The following is an 18368-nucleotide window of genomic DNA, read 5'->3' as shown; positions in this document are numbered from 1 at the left end:
ATTGGCATGTCCGCGCCCAGCGAGAGTAGCGGCGAACACCCGTCCGCCGCTAGAGAGTTGGAGCTCCGTCGCTGGAACAACGCCCACCAGGACCCGCGTAGACCCGGTTCCGCCACCGTCCGTTCACCCGTCGAGTGACACGCGTTGACCCATCGCCGGGGGGAGTCTGCCACTCCCCCACGGCGAGCCGCGCTCAGTCGCGCTTGAAGAACTCCACCTCCGCCAGGGCGATATGACGTCCGGCGCCGGTGCCGGCCGCGTCGCGGATGACCAGGGACACGCGCACCGCGTCGCTGACTCCGGTCACCACGGTCTGCGGGCCCGGCTTGTCGTTCAGGGTCACCTGCTGCTCGTGGACCTTGCCGTCCTTCGACGTGATCTGGAGGTCCAGGCTGGTCGGGCGGGCCTCCTTCTGGAACTCCTGCGGGTCGGTGGAGGTGCCGGTGTGGACGATGAGATCCACCAGCCGGAACGGCGAACCGAAGGTGAAGGTGATCGAGTCCCCGGTCTTCGGTGCTCCCCAGTAGGTGTTGGTGAGGCCGTCGTCGGCCAGGGACGGCGGGTGGTCCGCCACCGAGGCGCTCGCGGACACGCCGGTGGGGGTGATCGCCGACGGTTTGCGGACCTTGTCCAGGGTGTCCTGGAACACGGACTTGCCGAGCGGGTAGAGCAGGATCCCCGCGACGACCAGCGCCACCACCAGCAGCAGGATGATGATCCGGCGCAGCGCATTGCCGTTGCCACCGATCCGCACCCTGCGGCGGAACGGCCAGCGGGTGCGCCACCAGGGCAGGGCCTTCGCTTCGACGGACGGGGTCAGGGGGGCCGCGCAGCGCCGGCAGAACTTGCGGTCGGGGCGGTTGGGCGTGCCGCAGTTGGGACACGGCGGGCCGACCTGGGTGTCGGCGGCGGTGGACGGGCGGACGACGGGGCGGGGCGCGACGGGCTTGGCGGGCTGCACGGCGACCGGGTCGGACCGGCGCTGGACGGGCTCGGGCGGACGGGGCGGCTCGGGACGGCGTGCGGCGGGTGCCGGCTGCGCTTGCGGCGCCCGGGGGCCCGGCGACTCGGCGGCGGGCGCGGCGGGCACGGCAGGCGCGGCGGGCACGGTGGGAGCTGCGGGCACGGTGGGCACGGTGGGAGCTGCGGCCTGCTGCTGCGCGGCAGGCTGCTCCGGGGCAGGGGGCTGCTCCGTGGCGGGCGCGGGGGGCTGCGGCTCCGGGGGACTCGCGGGCCTGGAGGGGCTCGCGGGCTCCGAGGTGGTGGCCGACTTGAGACGGCTCACAACTCCCCGGATGCTGGGCGGCCTGAAGGAACTCCCCAGCTCCCGGACATTGGGCGGCTCGAGGCGGCTCACGACCTCCGGAACGCTCGGCGGCTCGACGGGACTCCCCAGCTCCGAGACGCTGGGCGGCCTGAGGGAGCTCCCCAGTTCCGAGACGGTGGGCGGCTTGATGGGGCTCCCGAGCTCCGAAAGGCTGGGCGGCCTGAGGGCGGCCGCCGACTTGAAGGCTCGCGCCAGCTTTGAGCTTCGCGGCTGCTCGGCAGATGCCGGGGCGGGCTCGGGCTCCGGTGCGGCAGCAGGCGCCGCAGGCGCGGGCGTAGGCGTGGACGGCACGGCAGGTGCGGAGGGCGCGCTGGAAGCAGGCGCAGGCGGCGCAGCAGGCGTGGACGGCACGGCAGGCGCAGGCGCAGGCGCAGGCGCAGGCGGCGCAGCAGGTGCTGTCGCAGGCTCGACCGGTGTGCCGGTCTCCGCCGCCGGCTGAGGGCTGGCCGCTGACTGCGACCAGCCGAGGTAGGCGCCGCAGTTGCCGCAGAAGTCGTCACCGTCCTCATTGGCCGCTCCGCACTCGGGGCAGGTACGCATCCGTCAACTCTCCTCTCCGCCAGCCGAATCGGGCGGCCCTTGCAGAATCTCGACCCGGCAGCCGAGGTGGACCGGGCAGCACGCTCTGAGCACCGCCAGCACCTGCTCCTCGTCCACCTCCGTGGTGCGCTCGGGCCAGACGCGCACCAGCAACTCAGCGGCGGGCGCGGGCGGGAGGGCCGGGTCCGGTGAGGTGGACCAGGCCACGCCGCCGCCGTCCAGGATCTCCGAACCGACGCCGAGCACCAGTCGCAGCCGCTCCTGGAGCCCGCGCCGGGTGCCGCGCCACCGGTGTAGCGCCACCGCGCGCAGCACCACGGCACGGCGCACCTCCTCCGGCCAGGCCGGGTCGACCTCCATGGCCACCCAGTCGGCCAGCCAGGCCAGGAAGTCCGCCGGCGCCAAGTGTGGTTGGAAGTAGGCGGGCAGGTTGTCCAGGGTGGCGAAGACCGGGGCGAGGACGGTGTCCAGGCCGGCGGTGAACCGCTGGGCGAGGTCGTCGTCGGCGAAGAGCCCTGGTAGCAACTCACCGATCGGATGCCGGCTCGGCAGCCCGGGTATCGCGGCACGCGTCATGACGGACCGCCCTCGGTGACCACCACCTGGTGCTGGTGCGAGAAGACCAGGGCGTCCGGCTCGACGTCGACCCGCTCGGCCGGTGCGCCCCTGCGCCCGGTGATCGGATCCGCCGGGAACAGCCGCAGCTCCTCCACCACCCCCACGCCGGGCACCCGTTGGAGCACCCCGAACATCTCCCCGTACTGCACCGCCCGGCCGAACGGCCACCCGGTGCCGTCAGCGCCGCCGCGCAGCGGGTTGAGGTAGCGGAACAGCGCCTCCAGCGCCGCCTCCCGCACCCGCTCGGCGTCCGGTCCCCTGGTGGTGAGCCGCGCAACCACAGTCACGCCTTGGTAGTTGGGGGGCTGGACGACCAGCCGGGTGCCGATCAGCCGTCGCTCATCGAGGGCCTGGGCGATCGCGGCCAGCATCTGCTCGGCGGGGATCAGCTGCTCGAAGCGCAGGCGGTCGCCCTCGTCCGCGACGGCGTCGGGCACCACCAGTACCCGCACCGCACCAGCCTCCCCGGCGACGGCCGGCACGCACTTGATCCGGGCTGCGGCCGGGGCGGCCTGACCGGCGATCAGCTCGAAGTCCCCGGCCGTGACCGCGCGTTCCTGCAGGCGCAGCAGATGCGGCGCCCGCAGTTTGGCGTTCTCCACCGTCTCGCCGTCGACCCCGCCGCGTGCTGCCTCGCGGTTGTCGACCCTGGCCACGTACGGCACCGAGCTGCGCAGCACCGAGATCGTGCTCCGCGCCACATTGCCCGCCGTCCCGCCGCCCGTGCGGTAGTGCGGCACGCGCAGTTGGGCTCCCTTGGCCGGCACCGCGCCGAACGCGCGCAGGCTGCCGTCGGGTTCACGGACGGCGGGCGGGAACATGAACTCGCCCGTGGTCGCGTCGATCACCACATGCCGATCGGTCGGCGAAGACTCGCCGAAGTGCTCGACGGCCGTCCAGCGTTCCCAGCCCTCGCCGGCCGAGACCTCGACCACCGGCGGCCCGCCGTCGAGCAGCACGGGCGGCCTGGCGAGGCGGAAGCGCTGGCCGGCAACCCCCTCCGAGGTGCCCAGCGGTGCGTCGGTCACGGTGTGGGCGTGGGCGACGGTCGCGGTGCCGCCGACCGTGAACACCTCGGCACGGCGGATCGTCGGGGACTCCGAGTAGAACGGCTGGCCGGGCTTGGGTTCGGTGGTCCGGCAGCGCAGCCAGCCGGCCCGGCGCCCGGCGATCACCGAGGCGGTGTGCCCGGCGGGCACGAACACCACCACTTCTCCTGGCCGGTTGAGGCCGCCGGTGGTGTCGGGGCCGATCTCGCAGGCGGTCCACCGCGCGCCGTCCCACACCTCCCAGGCCAGTGGCGGCTGCCGCGGGTCGACGCCGACACCCTCGACTCGGCTGTCCAGCCTGACGATCAGGATGCATCGCGGCACCACCGCCGGCAGGGCGAACAGCATGGCGTCCCCGACCTCGGGGCGCGCCTGGAAGCACGGCACGTCCAGGCCGTCGGCAAGGCGGGCCGTGCGGTCGTTCTGCTCGCCGGAGACGGAGGCCGTGACCAGCCGCTCCAGGGAGCTGGGGACGATGGCGAGGTCGTCGACCGTGGAGAACACCACGGCCTCCTCGGTCTCGGTCCGCACCGTGGACACCTCGGTGCCGGCGCGCAGTTGCACCGTCTCGGGTTGCGGTGCCGACAGCCAGAAGTCGACCTCGGCGGTGGCCGCCGCCGGCGGGAAGAGCCTGATGCCCAGCAGGTCCAGGAAGGCGGAGTAGTTCTTCTCCGGCACCCGGTTCAGCCGGTACAGCAGCTGGTCGACCAGGTAGGCGAAGGTCTCGATGAGGGTGACGCCCGGGTCGGAGACGTTGTGGTCGGTCCACTCGGGTGCGCGCTGCTGCACGTATCGCTTGGCCTCGTCGACGAGTTGCTGGAACCGCCGGTCGTCGAGGTTCGGGGAGGGCAGTGCCATCAGCTATCTCCCTCCTGCGGGCCCGCGCCGTCCGGGCCCTCGGGGATCGTGTAGAACGGGAACACCAGGTTGCGGCGGTCGTTGGTGGACCGCACGGTGTAGTGGACGTCGATGTACAGGGTGCCCTCGTCGATGGTGTCGAAAGCGATCACGACGTCGTCGACGTCGATCCGGGGCTCCCAGCGCTCCAGTGCGGTGCGCACCTCGCGGGCGATCCGGCCGGCCGTGGTGCCGTCGCCCGGCGCGAACACGTACTCGTGGATGCCGCAGCCGAATTCGGGCCGCATCGGGCGCTCGCCGGGCGCCGTGCCGAGGATCAGCCGGATGGCCTCCGCGATCTCGCGGTCCCGATCCACCATGCCGATGCCGCCGGTGGCGTTCACCCGCAGCGGGAAGGCCCAACCCCGGCCGATGAAGGCGCCGTTCACAGTGCGCCTCCGATCAGCACGTTGAACGCGCCCTCCACGATCTTGGCCCCGCAGGCCGTGTCGTCCCCCATCTTCGCGGCCGGCAGCCCACCGATCAGCACCATCCCCCCGGTCACCGACCCGAGAGAGGGCATGACGACGTTGGCGGGCCCGAGTTCCACATGCGGGACGCACGCGTGCAGGCTGCCGGTCACGGCGGCCGGCCGACCGCCGATCAGCACGGTATCCACCCCGATGGCTCCTGGTGGTGGGGTGGTGATGACACCGGCGTGGTCGGTGGCGTCGCCCGTGCGGGCTGCGGGGGGCATTGTCGCTCTCCTTCGTCGACTTGATGCTTCGTCAAATAGCTTGGTCAGTGGGCTTGGTCAGTCGGCTTCGTCAGTTGATGCGAACGATATCGGCCTTGAGCACGGCCTCCACGCCACCGTTCACGGTGACCGCGGTCTGACCGTTGACGGTCACCGATCCACCGGTCACCTTCACCTCTCCGGTGCCCGCGTCGAGCGTGATACCGGAAGCCGAGAGCGTCACCGAACTCCCGCCTCCCAGGCCGCCGGAGACGGTCAGCTTGATCTCGCCGCGCTGCTCGTCCAACCGCACCTCCAGCTTGTTGTCGCCGCTGGCCAGCCGGACCCCGGACTGGCCGCCCGGCACGTCCAGCAGTTCCAGCCGGTTGCCCGAACGGGACACCAGCGAGCGACGGTTGACCTTGCCGGAGCCCGCGTCGATGAGCGGCACCTCGTGCTGCGAGGGCTTGTCGACGCCGTTGTAGAGCCCGCCCAGCACATAGGGGCTGTCGAGGCTGCCCTGCTCGAAGCCCACCAGCACCTCATCGTTGACCTCCGGACTGAAGACCCCGCCGCCGCCCTGCCCTCCCCACTGCACCGTACGCACCCAGTCGGACACGTATGTGTCGTCCAGCCAGGGGAACTTGAGCTTCACCCAGCCGCGCTGCCCGTCGCCCGGTTCCCGGACGTCGGTGACCACGGCGATCGCCAGTCCCGGCATCCGGGCGCCGCGCTGCGGTGCGTTGCCCCCGAGGACCAGCCCGGCGAGCGAGCGGTCCGGCGCCGCACTGACCACCACGGTGGTCCGGTAACCCCGGTAGGGCTCCAGCACATGGTGCACCGCGGTCGCGGTGTAGCGGCCGGAGAAAGCGGGACCGACGTTGCCCAGGGCGACCGGGGTCCCGGCCCGCAGCTGCGGGTTGCCCTCGACGACCGCCTCCAACTCGCCGAATCCGGCCGCGACCGAGGCGGCGACCGACTGGGCCGTGCTGGTGGTCTCCGCCTGCGTCCGGTACGGGGTGTCGGTGACGGTCAGCTTCGCGGAGCCGGTGGCCCCGGTGGTGGGACTCAGGCCGGGCTGCACGGTCTGGCTGGTCACCGACGGCTCGGTGGCGACCAGGGCGTTCTTGGTGGCGACGTTCCAGCCGCGCACCTCGACCGTGTTCGCGCCGCCCGCGCCGGTCAGCACCCCGCGCAGCGCCATCAGGTTGCGGCCGTACTCCAGCACCATCGGACTCTGCGGCGCCGGGGTGGACGGCGCCGGCGCCGAGGAGGCCGGCTCGGGCTTGACGAACTCCAGCAGCCCGGTCTCGTCGACGCGCAGCAGCGCACCGTTCTCCTGCGCCAGATACTGGAGGAACTCCCAGTCCGAGACGTTCGCTTGGGAGAGCTGCTGGTGGACGACGGAGAACGAGTCCACCCGGCCCAGGCTCAACCCGGCGCCCGCGGCGACCTGTTGCACGATGTCGGAGGTCGTCATGTTGCGGTAGGCCTTCACTCGGCGCCCGCGCATCAGGCGGTGGGTGAGTGCGGCGGCCCGCACCACGGTGTAGGAGCCCGTGCCGTCCACGTCCAGCTCCAGTGCGGTCACCTCGCCGCTGAACAGCTTTACCTGGGTGTTCCCCTGGACGGTGACCACGGAGACCTGGAGCTGAGCCCCGATGGTGATCCCGGTGTCGCTGAGGAAGGTGTGGTTCGCGTCGCGGTACGACAGCACGACGGTATCGGGCAGCCCGACACTCTGGTCGATCTCGCAGGACACCAACTGCTTCACCCAGGCCGGCGGCAGCGGACCCGGCGCCGAGACGATCGGATCCGCGGCGAACGAGCGGCCGCTGCGCGCTTCCGGCGTCGTCATGACCGCACCGCCTGAGACGACTCGTCGATTCCCGGCACGATCAGTTCCATACCCGGCGTCAGCACCATCGGATCGTCGATGTCATTGGCCTCGGCGATGGTGCGCCAGGCCGTCGCATCGCCGTACTCGCGCCAGGCGAGCATCGGCAGGGTGTCGCCCGCGATCACCCGGTGGATGCTGCGGGCGTCCAGGGAACCGGAGGTCGGGTTCTGACCCGCCGGGTCGACGCTGGCCTCCTCGATGGTGAGCGAACAGGTGGCGCGCAGCGGGTGGCCGTCGACGTCGAAGAGCGTGTAGTTGACGGAGAGCGCGGCCATCACCCCGTTGAACGACGTGGTCCGCGAGGTGCCCCAGTCCAGCCGGACCCACGGGCTCGACGGCTTCTTGCGGTCCAAGCTGCTCGGAGTGGGAACGCAGCCCTTCATCAGCTTCTCCACGGCCTGCTCCACCGAGTCGTCGTGGGTGGCCGTCGCGTCGAGGAACACCTCCAGCGAGAGCGACCGCGGTCCGGCGCCGACGAATTCGGGCAGCGCGGACTCGCCCGCCATCCGGGAGGGCGTGCGGCGCCACTCGGTGGACTTGCTCAGGCTGAGGGTGGCCGGGTTGAACTGGAGCTGCAGCGTGGCCAATGCCCCACCAGGCTGGCCACCGACCGTCGACGGGGGCTCCATGATGGTCAGTTGGGCCCGGGTGACGCTCGCGGGGACCGCTGAGGACATCCTGTCGCTTCTCCGATCGGGTTGCGGTGGACGGGGAGTGGGGGGCCGAGCGGGCGGGGCTCGGGTCAGGACGGGCGCAGGCCCACGTGGGCGATCTCCAGGGTCTCCAGGCCGGGTTGGGAGCTGTTGGGGTCGAACGTCGGCCCCTCCCAGCGGACCGGGACGATGCCGAGCACCTGCCAGCTGACGATCGGCGTGCCGTCCGGCTGCAGCGCCACGATCTCGCCGTCCTTGGGCTGCACCCGCCGGATGATCTCGTCCAACCAACGCGCGATCTTGGTGGTGTCCTTGGTGACCGCGCGGGTCAGGGTGATGTTCGACCAGGTGATGCGGCCCGGCAGTTGGTAGGCGAAACCGTTGTTGCCGCCCTCCTGGTACTGCTCGATCTCGACCTGGGCGCCGAGTCCCGAGCACGTCGCGAACTCCCCCAGGTCGTTGCCACCGATGGTGAGCCTGAAGAAGATGCTCGAGGCGAAGATGTTGTCGGTCATCCCTGTTCCGTACTTCGGTTGCGTGCCTTGCCCGTTGGCGAGTGGGGCGGTGTGGTGTCAGGCCTGGTCAGCGACCACTGTCATAGGGCCGTCCGGCGCGCTCCCTCCCCCTGCGCAGTTCGGCGCGCAGCAGCCGGCCGACGGGTTCGACCAGGCGCCGGGCCAGCTCGTCGACATCGGGGACGGTGGGTGCGGGGTTTGCCGGGGGTGCGGCGGCGGGGGCGCGTGAGACGGTGATCGATGCTGGAGCAGCGGGCGAGGGCGTGCTGCCGGCGCTGCGTTGCACGGGTGCGGACGCGGACGCGGACTGCGGGACGGTGGGCATGCGGGCGGGGACAGCGGTCAACGGCACGCCGACCAGGCCGGCTTGCTGGGCCACGCGCTGCAGGACCTGGGCCGTGGCGGACGACGGTTGCGGCTGCGGTGAGGAGGGCGAGAGCGGTCGGATCGGTGAACCCGTGAGGGTGGCGGGGGTCCACGGAGGGCTGGCTGACGGCTGGGTGACGGGTGACGGAGCGGGGCGGGCCCCAACCGGCAGGCGCTGGAGGCTCGTCGGGGATTCCGGGCTGGACGGTGGGGCGAGGCGCACCAGGGGGACGACGGGGGCGGGCGCGGAGGTACGCGGGCCAGGGGCGCCGGGGTAGCCGGGCTGGTCGGCCGACTGGGCTGGCTGGGCCGGGAGTTGGGTACCGGGTGCGGAGCGCCGAACGGCCAGGTTGGGCGCGACGCCGCCCGGGGTCGCCGATCGGGCGTGCGGTCGCACCGGGGGCAGGCTTCCGAGTGCGGAGCGTTGGACGGCCGGCTGGGTCACGGTGCCGCTGGGGTACGTCGGTTGGGCGGTCGGCTGGGTGGTGGGCAAGTTGCCGGATTGGTCGCCGATGTCGGCTGCGGAACCCCCGAGAGTCGTCGGGGCACCGGAGACCAAGCGCCGCACGACCCGCCCGAACAGCCCCGATGGCGCGGTCGGCCCGGCCGGGAGCGGGTTGCCGGACACCGAGCGCTGCACGCTCGGGTACCCCGCGCCACCGCCAGGAGTCGCCGATGACGCCGCACCACGATCGCTGGTGGGCGCCGACGACTGCGGGCCACCGCTCACACCACGAGACGGCGATGAGGCCGCGCTCGGGGCCGGACCCATCGGGCGTGCGGACGGCGCCGAGTACGAGGTGCCGCCACGGCGCTGCGACTCACGCGATGAGGGGCGCAGGGCAGCGGAGGCCGGGCCTCGCGTGCTCCGCTGTACCGCCGGCTCCTCGGCAGCCGAAGCCTCAGTGGTCGTCGCCTGGCGCTGCGGCCATGCCGCCCTGACCACCGGTACGGCCGGCTTCGCCGCCCCGCCGGCGGCCGGTGCGGGGCTGATCGCCGGCGTGGCGAGCGTGAACCCTGGGCGGCGCTCGCCGAGCAGCGCCCGGGTGCGCTGGATGGGCTCGACCGCGCGCTGCACGGCGCCGCCGACGCCCTGGGCAGAGTTGCTCAGCCGAACGGTGGGCATCGCGCCCAGGACGCCGATCAGCGGGCGCGACGGCGCGACGGGCCTACCGTCGGCCGACACCGCACCACCCTGCGAGCGGGCAGCACCCCGCTCAGCATTCGGCGACTCGACTCGGGCCGCTTCAGTGCCTGTTGGCGCGCTGCTGCCGCCTCGTGCGCGACGGACCGGACCGCCGTCGCCGGCGCGCTGAACGACTGCCGCGTCCAGCGTCGAGGCAGCCTCGCGGGGCGTGCCCTCGCTGCGCACCACCAGCTCGGGCGATGCGACCGACTGCACAGGCGCGGGTACGGAGGCCGATCCGCTCCCACCACCCGTGCCGCTCCTCGCCCCAGCGCTCGTGATCCGCCGAGCGATCCCCTCCCCGCCAAGCAGCGGGGCGGCGCCACTCGACACCGCGGCGCTCGGCGGCAGCGCACTGAGTGGGGCTCCCAGTCCGCCACGCGTCCGCGGGCCGGTGGAGTCGGTCCCCGACGCCGACCCGGCAGGGCCCGACCCGGGCGCACGCTGCACCTGCGCGGCGCCCCCAGGCACGGGGCTGGACTGCGTCGACCCGGCAGAGCCACCGGCACGGCCGTCACTGCCCGCTCCACCCGAGGGCACACCAGCGGAACCCGCACCACCCTCAACGGACGCCCGCTGCACGTACGCCGCACCGCCGACCACGGCGCCCGACTGAGCCGGCCCTCCCAAGCCACTCCCACGACTGCTGCTGCCACTTCCACCCGCCGCACCACCCGAAGGCGCACCAGCGGAACCCGCACCACCCTCAACGGACACCCGCTGCACGTACGCCGCACCGCCGACCACGGAACCGGGCTGAGCCGGCCCACCCGAGCCACTCCCACGACTGCTGCTGCCACTTCCACCCGCCGCACCACCCGACGCGGAGCCGGACGGCACCGACCCGCCCGAGCCGCTGGCACGCCCGCCGCTCTCCACACCGGCGGCCGACGCCCCGGAAGGACGCGGCGCCCGCTGTACCGAGCTGACGCCGGCGCCTCCGGACACACCGCCGGACGGCACCGACCCGGCCGACTCCCGGCGGGACGAACCGCCACCGCCGCGCGACGCACGCTGCACCTGCGCCGCATCGCGGGTCTCCCGCTCCGGTCGGCCCGCCGGCGAGGCAGAACCCTGCCCCTCGGCGCCACCCACTCCCCCAGCCGCCGCCTGGGCGGGCCTGGGCACGATCGGCATCGGCGGGGTCGCCGGACCTGCCCCGCTGGTGCCGGCCCCCGCAGCGGGCGCGGCGCTCGCGGGCAGCGCGGTCAGCGGCGCGCCGAGCACCGGGCGGCCCGGCGCGGCGGCACGCTGCACCGTCGGCTCGGTGCGCCGGTCCGGCGCGGAACCCTCGGCGGCGACACGCTGCACTCCGGGGCAGACGCGGACGGGCCGGCGGGATCCGCCGGTGCGGCCGTCGCCGGCAGCAGCTCCCCGCCGCCGGACCGATCCGCCGGCAGGGTAGCGCCGGTCGAGCGCACGTCGGCAGCCGGCTGAACCACGGCGACCGTACGCGTGGGCAAGGTCCAGGGGCGCGAGGATACGGTCAACGGCGTGGAAATCCGGCGAAGTTGCACGGCCGGCGCCTCACCGGCCCGGAGTCGCCCGCCACCAGAGGAAGCAGCTGCCGGAGAACCGGCGGAAGCGGCAGGCCCAGCAGCGCCACCCGCCCCCTCCGAAGCCTTGGTCACCGATGAACCATCACCACCAGAACCTGCGAGCGCAGCACCCCCACCAACTACACCCCCACCAACCACTCCCCCACCCGCCGCACCCACCGCCGCAACCCGCAACCGCCGCCGCGCACCCTCCGCCCGCTGCACCCGACGCACCGCCCGGCCGCCCTGCACCGCCCCGGATGCCGCAGACTCCGCAGGCTCCCCGGAAGTCCCGAACTCCCCTGCCCCACCGGCGTTCCCCGCACGGGGCACCGCATACCGCAGCTCCGGGCCACCGCCCCCGGCCGACCCGACACCCGACACCAACGGCCGCGCCACGGCCCGCAGGATCCCCACGGGCGCCGACGGCAGCACCGCGTGCCCGAGGCTCCCGGTCTGCGACGGGTTCTGCCAGGCGGCGAGCCGCGACCGGAACCGCAGCCCGTCACTGACCCCGCCCGTCGCCCGCATGATGGTGGGCGTCATGGGCGCCACCGCACGCCAACCCCCGTCCCCGGCACCGCCGGAGCGTCCCGCACCGCCAACCCCGTTGCCCGCACCAGCCCCTGCGCCCTCTCCACCACTCAAGCCCTCTCCACCGCTCAAGCCTTCTCCGCCACTCACCCCACCGCCCGCGCCCGCGCCCGCGCCACCCTCACCCGACGCCGAGCCACCTGCGACGCCGGCTCCACCGCCGGCCGCACCACTCACCCCGCCCGAGCCCGACCGAACCGGTCCCGTAGCCACCCCACTCAACTCACCCGCCCTCGTTGACGCGGGTGTTGATCCGCGCGATCTCCCGTACCCACTGCGCCCGCTCGCGGTGGGTCAGGTCGAGAACGGACTCCCGCGGCCAGTGGAAGTGGTAGGCGATGTACGCGACCTCCTCGTAGAGCCGAGTGGCCGCGTACGTCACGATTCCCCCAGGCGCCCACCAGCGAGGTCGACTTCGAACGCCCCGTCGCAGTGCGGGCAGGTGACCGCCGCGCGGGTGTGGCCTTCGCTGTTGATGCGCTGGTAGAAGTCCTGCAGGAACGCCACATCGGTGGCGTACATGCCCTCGACCACGCCCGCGTGGATGTCCGTGACGGTACCGAGCCGGGTGATCACATGACTGAGCAGCACCACGCTCAGGTACGCGGGGTTCTCCTTGACCCGCAGGTCGATCTGCGGCATCAGCTCGTCCCGTGCGGTGGCCAGGCGCATGGCGCCGTCCCGGTGCACGACACCGTCCGCATCGACGTACCCGCGCGGCAGCTCGAACTCGAACTCCGTGTGCAGTGTGGCCTGTCGAGGCCGCACCGGCGGCGGCGCGCTGGACTGCTGCGCGGCCGACGCCGGTGCCTGCTCGAGGAGTTCCTCAAGACCGATCTTTCGCCTCATTCGACGTGGATTTCCTCGAAGACGATGGTCACGGTCTCGGTGGCGGCGGCGGACTCGCCGGCGGTGAGGGTGGGCCCCTCCCACCTGCTGGCCCAGGCGTTCATCAGCTGGATCCGCCGCAGGGTAGCGCCGGTGGTGTCCTTGACCTCGATGGTCAGGTTCTGCCGCGCGGTGTTGATGGCACCGTTGTTCAGGGTTTCGTTGATCCACTTGGTGAACGCGGAGCTCTTGTCGAGACCGCGGGTGATCGTCACCTCGCCGGGCAGCCGCGCACCGGGCTGCTTGCGGACGATCAACTTGCCCTGCTGGCTCACCTGCTTGTACTCGACGACGTCCTGGTCGACCGTCAGGTTGCTGACTTCCTTGACGTACTCGACGTTGAACCCGCCGAGCTGGACGCCGAATATGTGTGTGGAGAGCGGGTCGCCTTCAGCCATGGCCGCTTCTCACCTCCCGTTGCTAGTGGTGACCACACGGGTCATCCAATTCCGACCGTGCTGGTCACTTACTGCTGGAACCCTTGCCAGACCGTTGCCAGATCACTCGTTGACGAGGCTGGTGCTGTCGGAGAACTGCGACAGCCGGAACACCACGAACTCGGCCGGCTTCACCGGGGCGACCCCGATCTCGCAGATGACCTGCCCGAGATCGATGGACTCCTGGGGTTGTTGTCGCGGTCGCACTTCACGTAGAAGGCCTCCGCGGCGGACTGGCCGAACAGCGCACCGCGCCGCCACTCCTCGGTGAGGAACGCGGTGATGTTGCGGCGGATGCTGGACCACAGCCGGTCGTCGTTGGGCTCGAACACCACCCACTGGGTGCCCAGCAGGATGGACTCCTCAAGGTAGTTGAAGAGCCGCCGAACGTTGAGGTAGCGCCAGGCCGGGTCCGAGGCGAGGGTCCGGGCGCCCCAGATCCGGATGCCGCGCCCGGGGAAGGCGCGCACGCAGTTGACGCCGATCGGGTTCAGCAGGTCCTGTTCGCCCTTGCTGAGCCGCAGTTCCAGGTCGACCGCGCCGCGGATGACCTCGTTGGCCGGCGCCTTGTGCACACCGCGTTCGGCGTCGCTGCGCGCCCACACCCCGGCGATGTGACCGCTCGGCGGGACCAGCACGTTGCGGCCGCTCGCCGGGTCGAACACCTTGATCCACGGGTAGTAGAGGGTGGCGTACCGGGAGTCGTAGCCCGCCTCGTCCATGCGCCAGCTGCGCACCCGCTGGGCGGTCATGCCGGGCGGGGTGTCCAGCACGGCGATCCGGTCGCCCATCTGCTCGCAGTGCGACATCACCGCCAACTGCACGGTCCGGACGCCCTCTTCGTCGATCTCACCGCGCTGGTAGGCGCTCATCAGATCGGGCACCGCGACCATGGTGATCTCGTCGATCGCCTCCAGGCCCGCGAATCCGGTGCGGGCCGCGGAGTCGCCCACGTACTCGGCGGGGTCGACCCGGCGGCCGCCTCCGGCGGGTGCGGGGGCCTGGGCGGCGGCGGAGAGTGCGAGGGTCTGGCTCTCCGGACGGCTCGGCGCGGTGCCGGGCTGCTCGGTGACCGCGACCAGCTTGGACTCCCGCAGCTGGGTGACGACATAGCCCTTGGTGTTCTTGCGGGTCGAGACGTCATAGGTCTCGGCGACCGTGCCGCCCTTGCGGACCAGCAGTCGGAACCGGTCCTCCGGGACGTTCTCGCCCTCGGCGTCGGCGATCTCGACGGAGACATCGCCGCCCGCGCCGGGCAGCGCCGAGATCAGGAAGCCCCCGATCGCGGTCGGCGTGGGCGCGGCGATGGAGGCGGGCGCACCGCTGCCGGTCGCCGACCGGGCGGGGTCGCCGATCCGCACGACGTAGGCGGCACCACCACCGTTGGCGAAGAATCCGTAGACGGCGTGGGGCAGGTAGGTGCCCTCGCTGAAGCCTCCGAACTGCCGTACGTACTGGTCCCAGTTGGTCACCAAGGTGGGTTCGTGGAAGGGTCCGGTCTCGGTGAACCCGACCAGAGCGGCGACGGCTGTGCCGACGCCCTCGATCGGCCGAGCACCGGATTGGACCTCCTCCACATACACACCCGGGGTGAGGTACGACGGCATGCTCACTCCTTCTGCTGGCCCGTCATTCGCTCCCGAGTCTGCTGCCCGGCCTGCCTCCCGGACATGTCCTCAGGTCCCGGACCAGGGGCAAGGAAGCTGCCCCGGCGGGCATCGCCGCAGGTACCCGCCGTCACGGCCGCTCAGGCGAACGGCCGCTCCCCGAGGGCGCCCAGCCAGGGCCCGAACTCGCTCTCCAGCACCAGGCGGCCGAGCTTGCGGTACTCCTGCCGCACGGCGGTCAGCAGTTGGACCATGTCCAGCGGGCGGCCGGTTTCGGCCGCCAGATAGGCGGCGGTCACCGCGCAGGCCCGGATGGAGCCGCCGGCGAGCTCGAAGTGCCGGGCGCAGAAACCGAGGTCGAGATCGTCGCCGCGGGGGATCCGCGGGCCGAGGCAGCGTTCCCACAGGGCACGTCGCTGGTCCTCGTCGGGCACCGGGAACTCCGCGATGACGTCCAGCCGCCGGGTGAACGCCTCGTCCAGGTTGGCCCGCAGGTTGGTGGTCAGCACCGCGATCCCGTCGAAGGACTCCATGCGTTGCAGCAGGTAGGCCGACTCCACGTTGGCGTGGCGGTCATGGGCGTCCTTGACCTGCGACCGCTTCCCGAAGATCGCGTCGGCCTCGTCGAAGAGCAGCACGCCGTTCACCCGGGAGGCCTCGGTGAAGATGCGTTCGAGGTTCTTCTCGGTCTCTCCGACGTACTTGTCGACGACGGTGGAGAGGTCCACGACGTAGAGCTCCATCCCGAGTTCGGCGGCGACCACCTCGGCGGACATGGTCTTTCCGGTGCCCGACTCGCCGGCGAACAGGGCGATCACCCCGCGCCCGCGCCCGCCGCCGGGCCGCATCCGCCACTGGCCCAGCACCCGGTCGCGGTGCTTCACCCGCAGGGCGAGCTCTTTGAGCTGACTGAGCGTCAGCTCCGGCAGTACCAAGTCGTCCCAGCCGACCGCGGGTTCGATCCGCCGAGCGAGGCGCCCGAGGCCCGCGCCGTTCTGGCTCCGCACCGCTGCTCGCAGGTCGTCGGCGCTGATCGGGCGCTGATCGGCCGCCGCCGTCCTGGCCGCCACGGCGGCGGCCCTGGCCACCTGGTCCTCGTCCAGTTGGTAGGGGGCGACCGCCGCGGCCAGCTCATCGTCCAACGGCCCGCCCAGCGCGCGTTCCCACTGCTCGGTCCGCCGACCCGGGTCGGGCGGCGGGACGGTGATCACCACCGGGCTCTCCCGGGCCCAGAACGGGTCCCAGGCCCGGGCGCCGTACACGATCAGCGGCACACCGGCGAGTTCCGCACACAGCTTGCGCAGCAGGCCGGACTGCTCGGGGCGTTCGGGTTCCAGCGCGTCAAGGGGACCCAGCACCACGCCGCTTGAGCTCAGCTTCGCCTCCCGGGCCAGCACCCGCAGCAGGGCATCGGTGGGGCGCGCGGCGAGCGCGGTGGCGTCGACGACCAGGGGCGGCCCGCCAACACCGTCAAGCCCACCAAGCCCATGAACCCCGCCAGGCCCGCCAAGCCCCGCCAGCGCGTCGACCGCCAGTCGGCTGGCCGTGCCGCCGTGGTCCAGCAGGTGCACCAGTGCGCTGCCCGTCGCCGCGGCCGCGCGGATCCGGCGGACCGGTTCGGCGGCCAGGCCGGTGGCCCGACCGTGGTGGGCCAGGCCGCGCAGCGCGCTGTCGAGTTCGTCGTCCCCGAGCAGATGGGCCGTCACCCGGTCGGGCATCCGCAGCCCCCTGGAGAGCAGCGGACGCTCGGGCTCGGTGATCTCCAGGAGCCCGCCGGCGATCAGCGGTGCCCGCGCGGCGAAGCGGAACCGCCCGGCACCGGCTCCCGGCAGGCCGCACAGCTCCAGGGCGAGCCCGACGGTCGGCCGACGCAGCGTCAGGTCGTCGTTGAGGTAGCCGTAGAGCCGCTCGAACCGGGTGTCGAGGTCGGGGGCCAGGGCCACCAGCAGCAGTTCGAGGTCGATCGGGAGCAGGCCGAAGCTGTCGGCGAGCCGCGCGAGCCGCGATCCGGGCCGGGGCGGCGGCGGTTCGCCGAGGTCCAGGCCGAGCCCGCCCGAGGCGGCCGGCGCGGCCAGCAGCCGCTCGGCCGCCTCCGGGGTGAGGTACTGGCCGCGGTACGGGTCGTCCGGGTCCGGGTCGTGGGCCCGGCGTTCGCGCACGGCCGCCCTGACCCGCTGCTCCAGGTGGCGCAGCCGGTCCCACAGGTGGTCCGTGCTCTCCGCCGGCCCGGCGTCGAGGAGCGTCATCGCGCCGCACCGCCACGCCGTCGGCGACCGGGCGGCAGCGGACGGTCCCGGGGCGCCGCGAACCCGTGCGAACCGGCATCGGTGCCCTCGCGGTACCGCAGCCGCCGCTCGGCATCGGGACCCTGGGTCGTGTCCGTGGCCCGCACCACCAGCCCCTCGGTGACCGGCGGCCCGGCCGGGCTGCGTTCGCCGGTCAGCGGGGCCCGCACCCGCAGGTCGATCGAGGGCTTCAACTCGCCGCCGAGCGCGGACCACACGTCCGAGACCGACGGCATGCCGTCTCCCGGCCCGCCGGTGTCGAGCCCGATGGCGAGCCCGAGTCGGGCGAGGCTCCCGGTGAGCAGCCGGGCGGGCAGCGCGTCCGTCGACGTCAGGCACCACAGCACCTCGGACAGCAGCCGGTGCTCGTCCTGCGCCCGGTTGGTCCAGGCCGTCACCAGGTAGGCCAGCTCGAACCAGCGGGGCGCGCTGTGCCGGGCCACCACCACGCCGTCCTCGTCGTGCTCCTCGATGTCTCCGCCGAGTCGGCGGGCCACGTCCTCGCGGATCCCGTAGAGGAAGACGCTGACCGTCGGGGCGTTGCGCCGCGCGGCCCAGTCCCGGGTGGGCGAGTCGAAGACCAGCTCGATGCCGCGTTCCGGCAGGCCGCTCTCGGTGAGCAGTAGTCGCAGTGCCTCATCGACCTCGTGGATCATCGCCGCTGCACCTCCTCGGGCGGGCCGATGGTGCCGGTCACCACCAGGAACGGGCAGGTGACCGGGGAGAATCCGGGTCCGCTGGCGGTGATGGTGCGCGGTCCGAGCTCGTCCTTGGGGAGGATGAGCAGTTGGCCGGCGAAGGTCCCGTCGGCGGCCGGGTAGGTGGGCGCCGCGGCGGCGGTGATGCCGGGCTGCCAGGTGAACTGCACCGGCACGCCGGGCGGGAAGTCCTTGCCCCGCACGGAGGTGACGAAGCCGGGCTTGCCGATCGGCGGCACCGCGACGATCTGCGGCTGCAGGATCTGAAGCGGGGTGCTGGCGGTGTGCGGGCCCGGGTCGGCGTCGGTGCCGGTGGTGGTGAGGGTGGCGGTGATGGTGGTCTGCAGCGCCGCGTTGGGTGACAGCACCACCTGCACCACCTCACTGCTGCCCGGGGTCAGGTCGCCCAACTGGCAGGTGCCGCCCGGGCAGCCGGGGGGCAGCGGCTCGGTGGGAAGACCGGCGGGCAGGCCGAGGGTGAGGGTCAGCCCGGTGGCGAGCGCCTGCCCGCCGTTGCGCACCGTGTAGCTGACCGTCACATGGCCGCCGACGTAGCCGGGGTTCGGCTGGGCGCTGATCGACACACCCGGGCCG

15 protein-coding genes and 2 pseudogenes are annotated in these 18368 nt (G+C 72.8%); all 17 read right to left on the bottom strand.

Translation table 11 applies throughout. The features are described from left to right. Positions 1-193 precede the first annotated feature (193 nt). The 17 genes and pseudogenes from E6W39_RS37005 to E6W39_RS42360 all read right to left on the bottom strand — a co-directional run bounded on the left by E6W39_RS37005 (position 194) and on the right by E6W39_RS42360 (position 18358). Positions 194-1126 (bottom strand): zinc ribbon domain-containing protein, encoded by a 933-nt coding sequence (locus E6W39_RS37005; RefSeq protein WP_228718775.1) that lies wholly within the window; start codon positions 1124-1126, stop codon positions 194-196. Between the two features lie 675 nt (positions 1127-1801). Beyond that, positions 1802-1867 (bottom strand): annotated as a pseudogene (locus tag E6W39_RS42365) (zinc ribbon domain-containing protein); the annotation flags it as partial. 3 nt (positions 1868-1870) lie between these two features. Continuing rightward, positions 1871-2443, bottom strand: coding sequence for a phage tail protein I (locus E6W39_RS36995; RefSeq protein WP_141637177.1), 573 nt, complete (start codon positions 2441-2443; stop codon positions 1871-1873). After that, complete coding sequence (locus E6W39_RS36990; RefSeq protein WP_141637176.1) at positions 2440-4392, bottom strand: putative baseplate assembly protein; 1953 nt, start codon at positions 4390-4392, stop codon at positions 2440-2442. The genes E6W39_RS36995 and E6W39_RS36990 overlap by 4 nt, the downstream gene beginning before the upstream one ends. Continuing rightward, positions 4392-4820 carry a GPW/gp25 family protein gene (locus E6W39_RS36985; RefSeq protein WP_101378839.1) on the bottom strand — a complete coding sequence of 143 codons (429 nt, stop codon included), beginning with the start codon at positions 4818-4820 and terminating at the stop codon, positions 4392-4394. Before E6W39_RS36985 ends, E6W39_RS36990 begins: the two co-directional genes overlap by 1 nt. Further along, positions 4817-5128: a PAAR domain-containing protein gene (locus E6W39_RS36980; protein ID WP_141637175.1), complete on the bottom strand. Its 312-nt coding sequence runs from the start codon at positions 5126-5128 to the stop codon at positions 4817-4819. Before E6W39_RS36980 ends, E6W39_RS36985 begins: the two co-directional genes overlap by 4 nt. A gap of 70 nt (positions 5129-5198) precedes the next feature. Continuing rightward, the gene (locus E6W39_RS36975; protein WP_141637174.1) at positions 5199-6965 is read right to left on the bottom strand and encodes a VgrG-related protein; all 1767 of its coding nucleotides are present in this window, start codon (positions 6963-6965) and stop codon (positions 5199-5201) included. Next, entirely contained in the window at positions 6962-7684 is a 723-nt protein-coding gene (locus E6W39_RS36970) for a CIS tube protein (RefSeq protein ID WP_141637173.1), read from the bottom strand. Before E6W39_RS36970 ends, E6W39_RS36975 begins: the two co-directional genes overlap by 4 nt. 65 nt (positions 7685-7749) lie before the next feature. Beyond that, positions 7750-8175, bottom strand: coding sequence for a phage tail protein (locus E6W39_RS36965; protein WP_101378843.1), 426 nt, complete (start codon positions 8173-8175; stop codon positions 7750-7752). 67 nt (positions 8176-8242) lie between these two features. Then, positions 8243-8554: a hypothetical protein gene (locus E6W39_RS36960; RefSeq protein WP_141637172.1), complete on the bottom strand. Its 312-nt coding sequence runs from the start codon at positions 8552-8554 to the stop codon at positions 8243-8245. 3528 nt (positions 8555-12082) lie between these two features. Next, positions 12083-12241, bottom strand: a complete 159-nt coding sequence (locus E6W39_RS40060) for a DUF6760 family protein (protein ID WP_180356310.1) — start codon at positions 12239-12241, stop codon at positions 12083-12085. Next, a complete protein-coding gene (locus tag E6W39_RS36955) occupies positions 12238-12708 on the bottom strand; it encodes a hypothetical protein (RefSeq protein WP_141637171.1) in 471 nt (156 codons plus the stop codon). The genes E6W39_RS40060 and E6W39_RS36955 overlap by 4 nt, the downstream gene beginning before the upstream one ends. Further along, positions 12705-13145 carry a phage tail protein gene (locus E6W39_RS36950; RefSeq protein WP_101378846.1) on the bottom strand — a complete coding sequence of 147 codons (441 nt, stop codon included), beginning with the start codon at positions 13143-13145 and terminating at the stop codon, positions 12705-12707. Before E6W39_RS36950 ends, E6W39_RS36955 begins: the two co-directional genes overlap by 4 nt. Positions 13146-13247: 102 nt before the next feature. Continuing rightward, positions 13248-14791 (bottom strand): annotated as a pseudogene (locus E6W39_RS36945) (phage tail sheath family protein). A 140-nt stretch (positions 14792-14931) separates the two neighbouring features. Continuing rightward, the gene (locus E6W39_RS36940) at positions 14932-17037 is read right to left on the bottom strand and encodes an ATP-binding protein (RefSeq protein ID WP_141637170.1); all 2106 of its coding nucleotides are present in this window, start codon (positions 17035-17037) and stop codon (positions 14932-14934) included. After that, positions 17034-17732, bottom strand: a complete 699-nt coding sequence (locus E6W39_RS36935) for a DUF4255 domain-containing protein (RefSeq protein ID WP_141637169.1) — start codon at positions 17730-17732, stop codon at positions 17034-17036. Before E6W39_RS36935 ends, E6W39_RS36940 begins: the two co-directional genes overlap by 4 nt. Next, positions 17729-18358, bottom strand: coding sequence for a DUF11 domain-containing protein (locus E6W39_RS42360; RefSeq protein WP_228718567.1), 630 nt, complete (start codon positions 18356-18358; stop codon positions 17729-17731). The genes E6W39_RS36935 and E6W39_RS42360 overlap by 4 nt, the downstream gene beginning before the upstream one ends. Between the last annotated feature and the right edge of the window lie 10 nt (positions 18359-18368).

It is taken from the genome of Kitasatospora acidiphila (genome assembly GCF_006636205.1).
In the GTDB taxonomy this organism is placed as follows: domain Bacteria; phylum Actinomycetota; class Actinomycetes; order Streptomycetales; family Streptomycetaceae; genus Kitasatospora; species Kitasatospora acidiphila.
The sequence above is the reverse complement of the archived record's forward strand: the minus strand, read 5'-3'. Positions and strand labels throughout refer to the sequence as shown.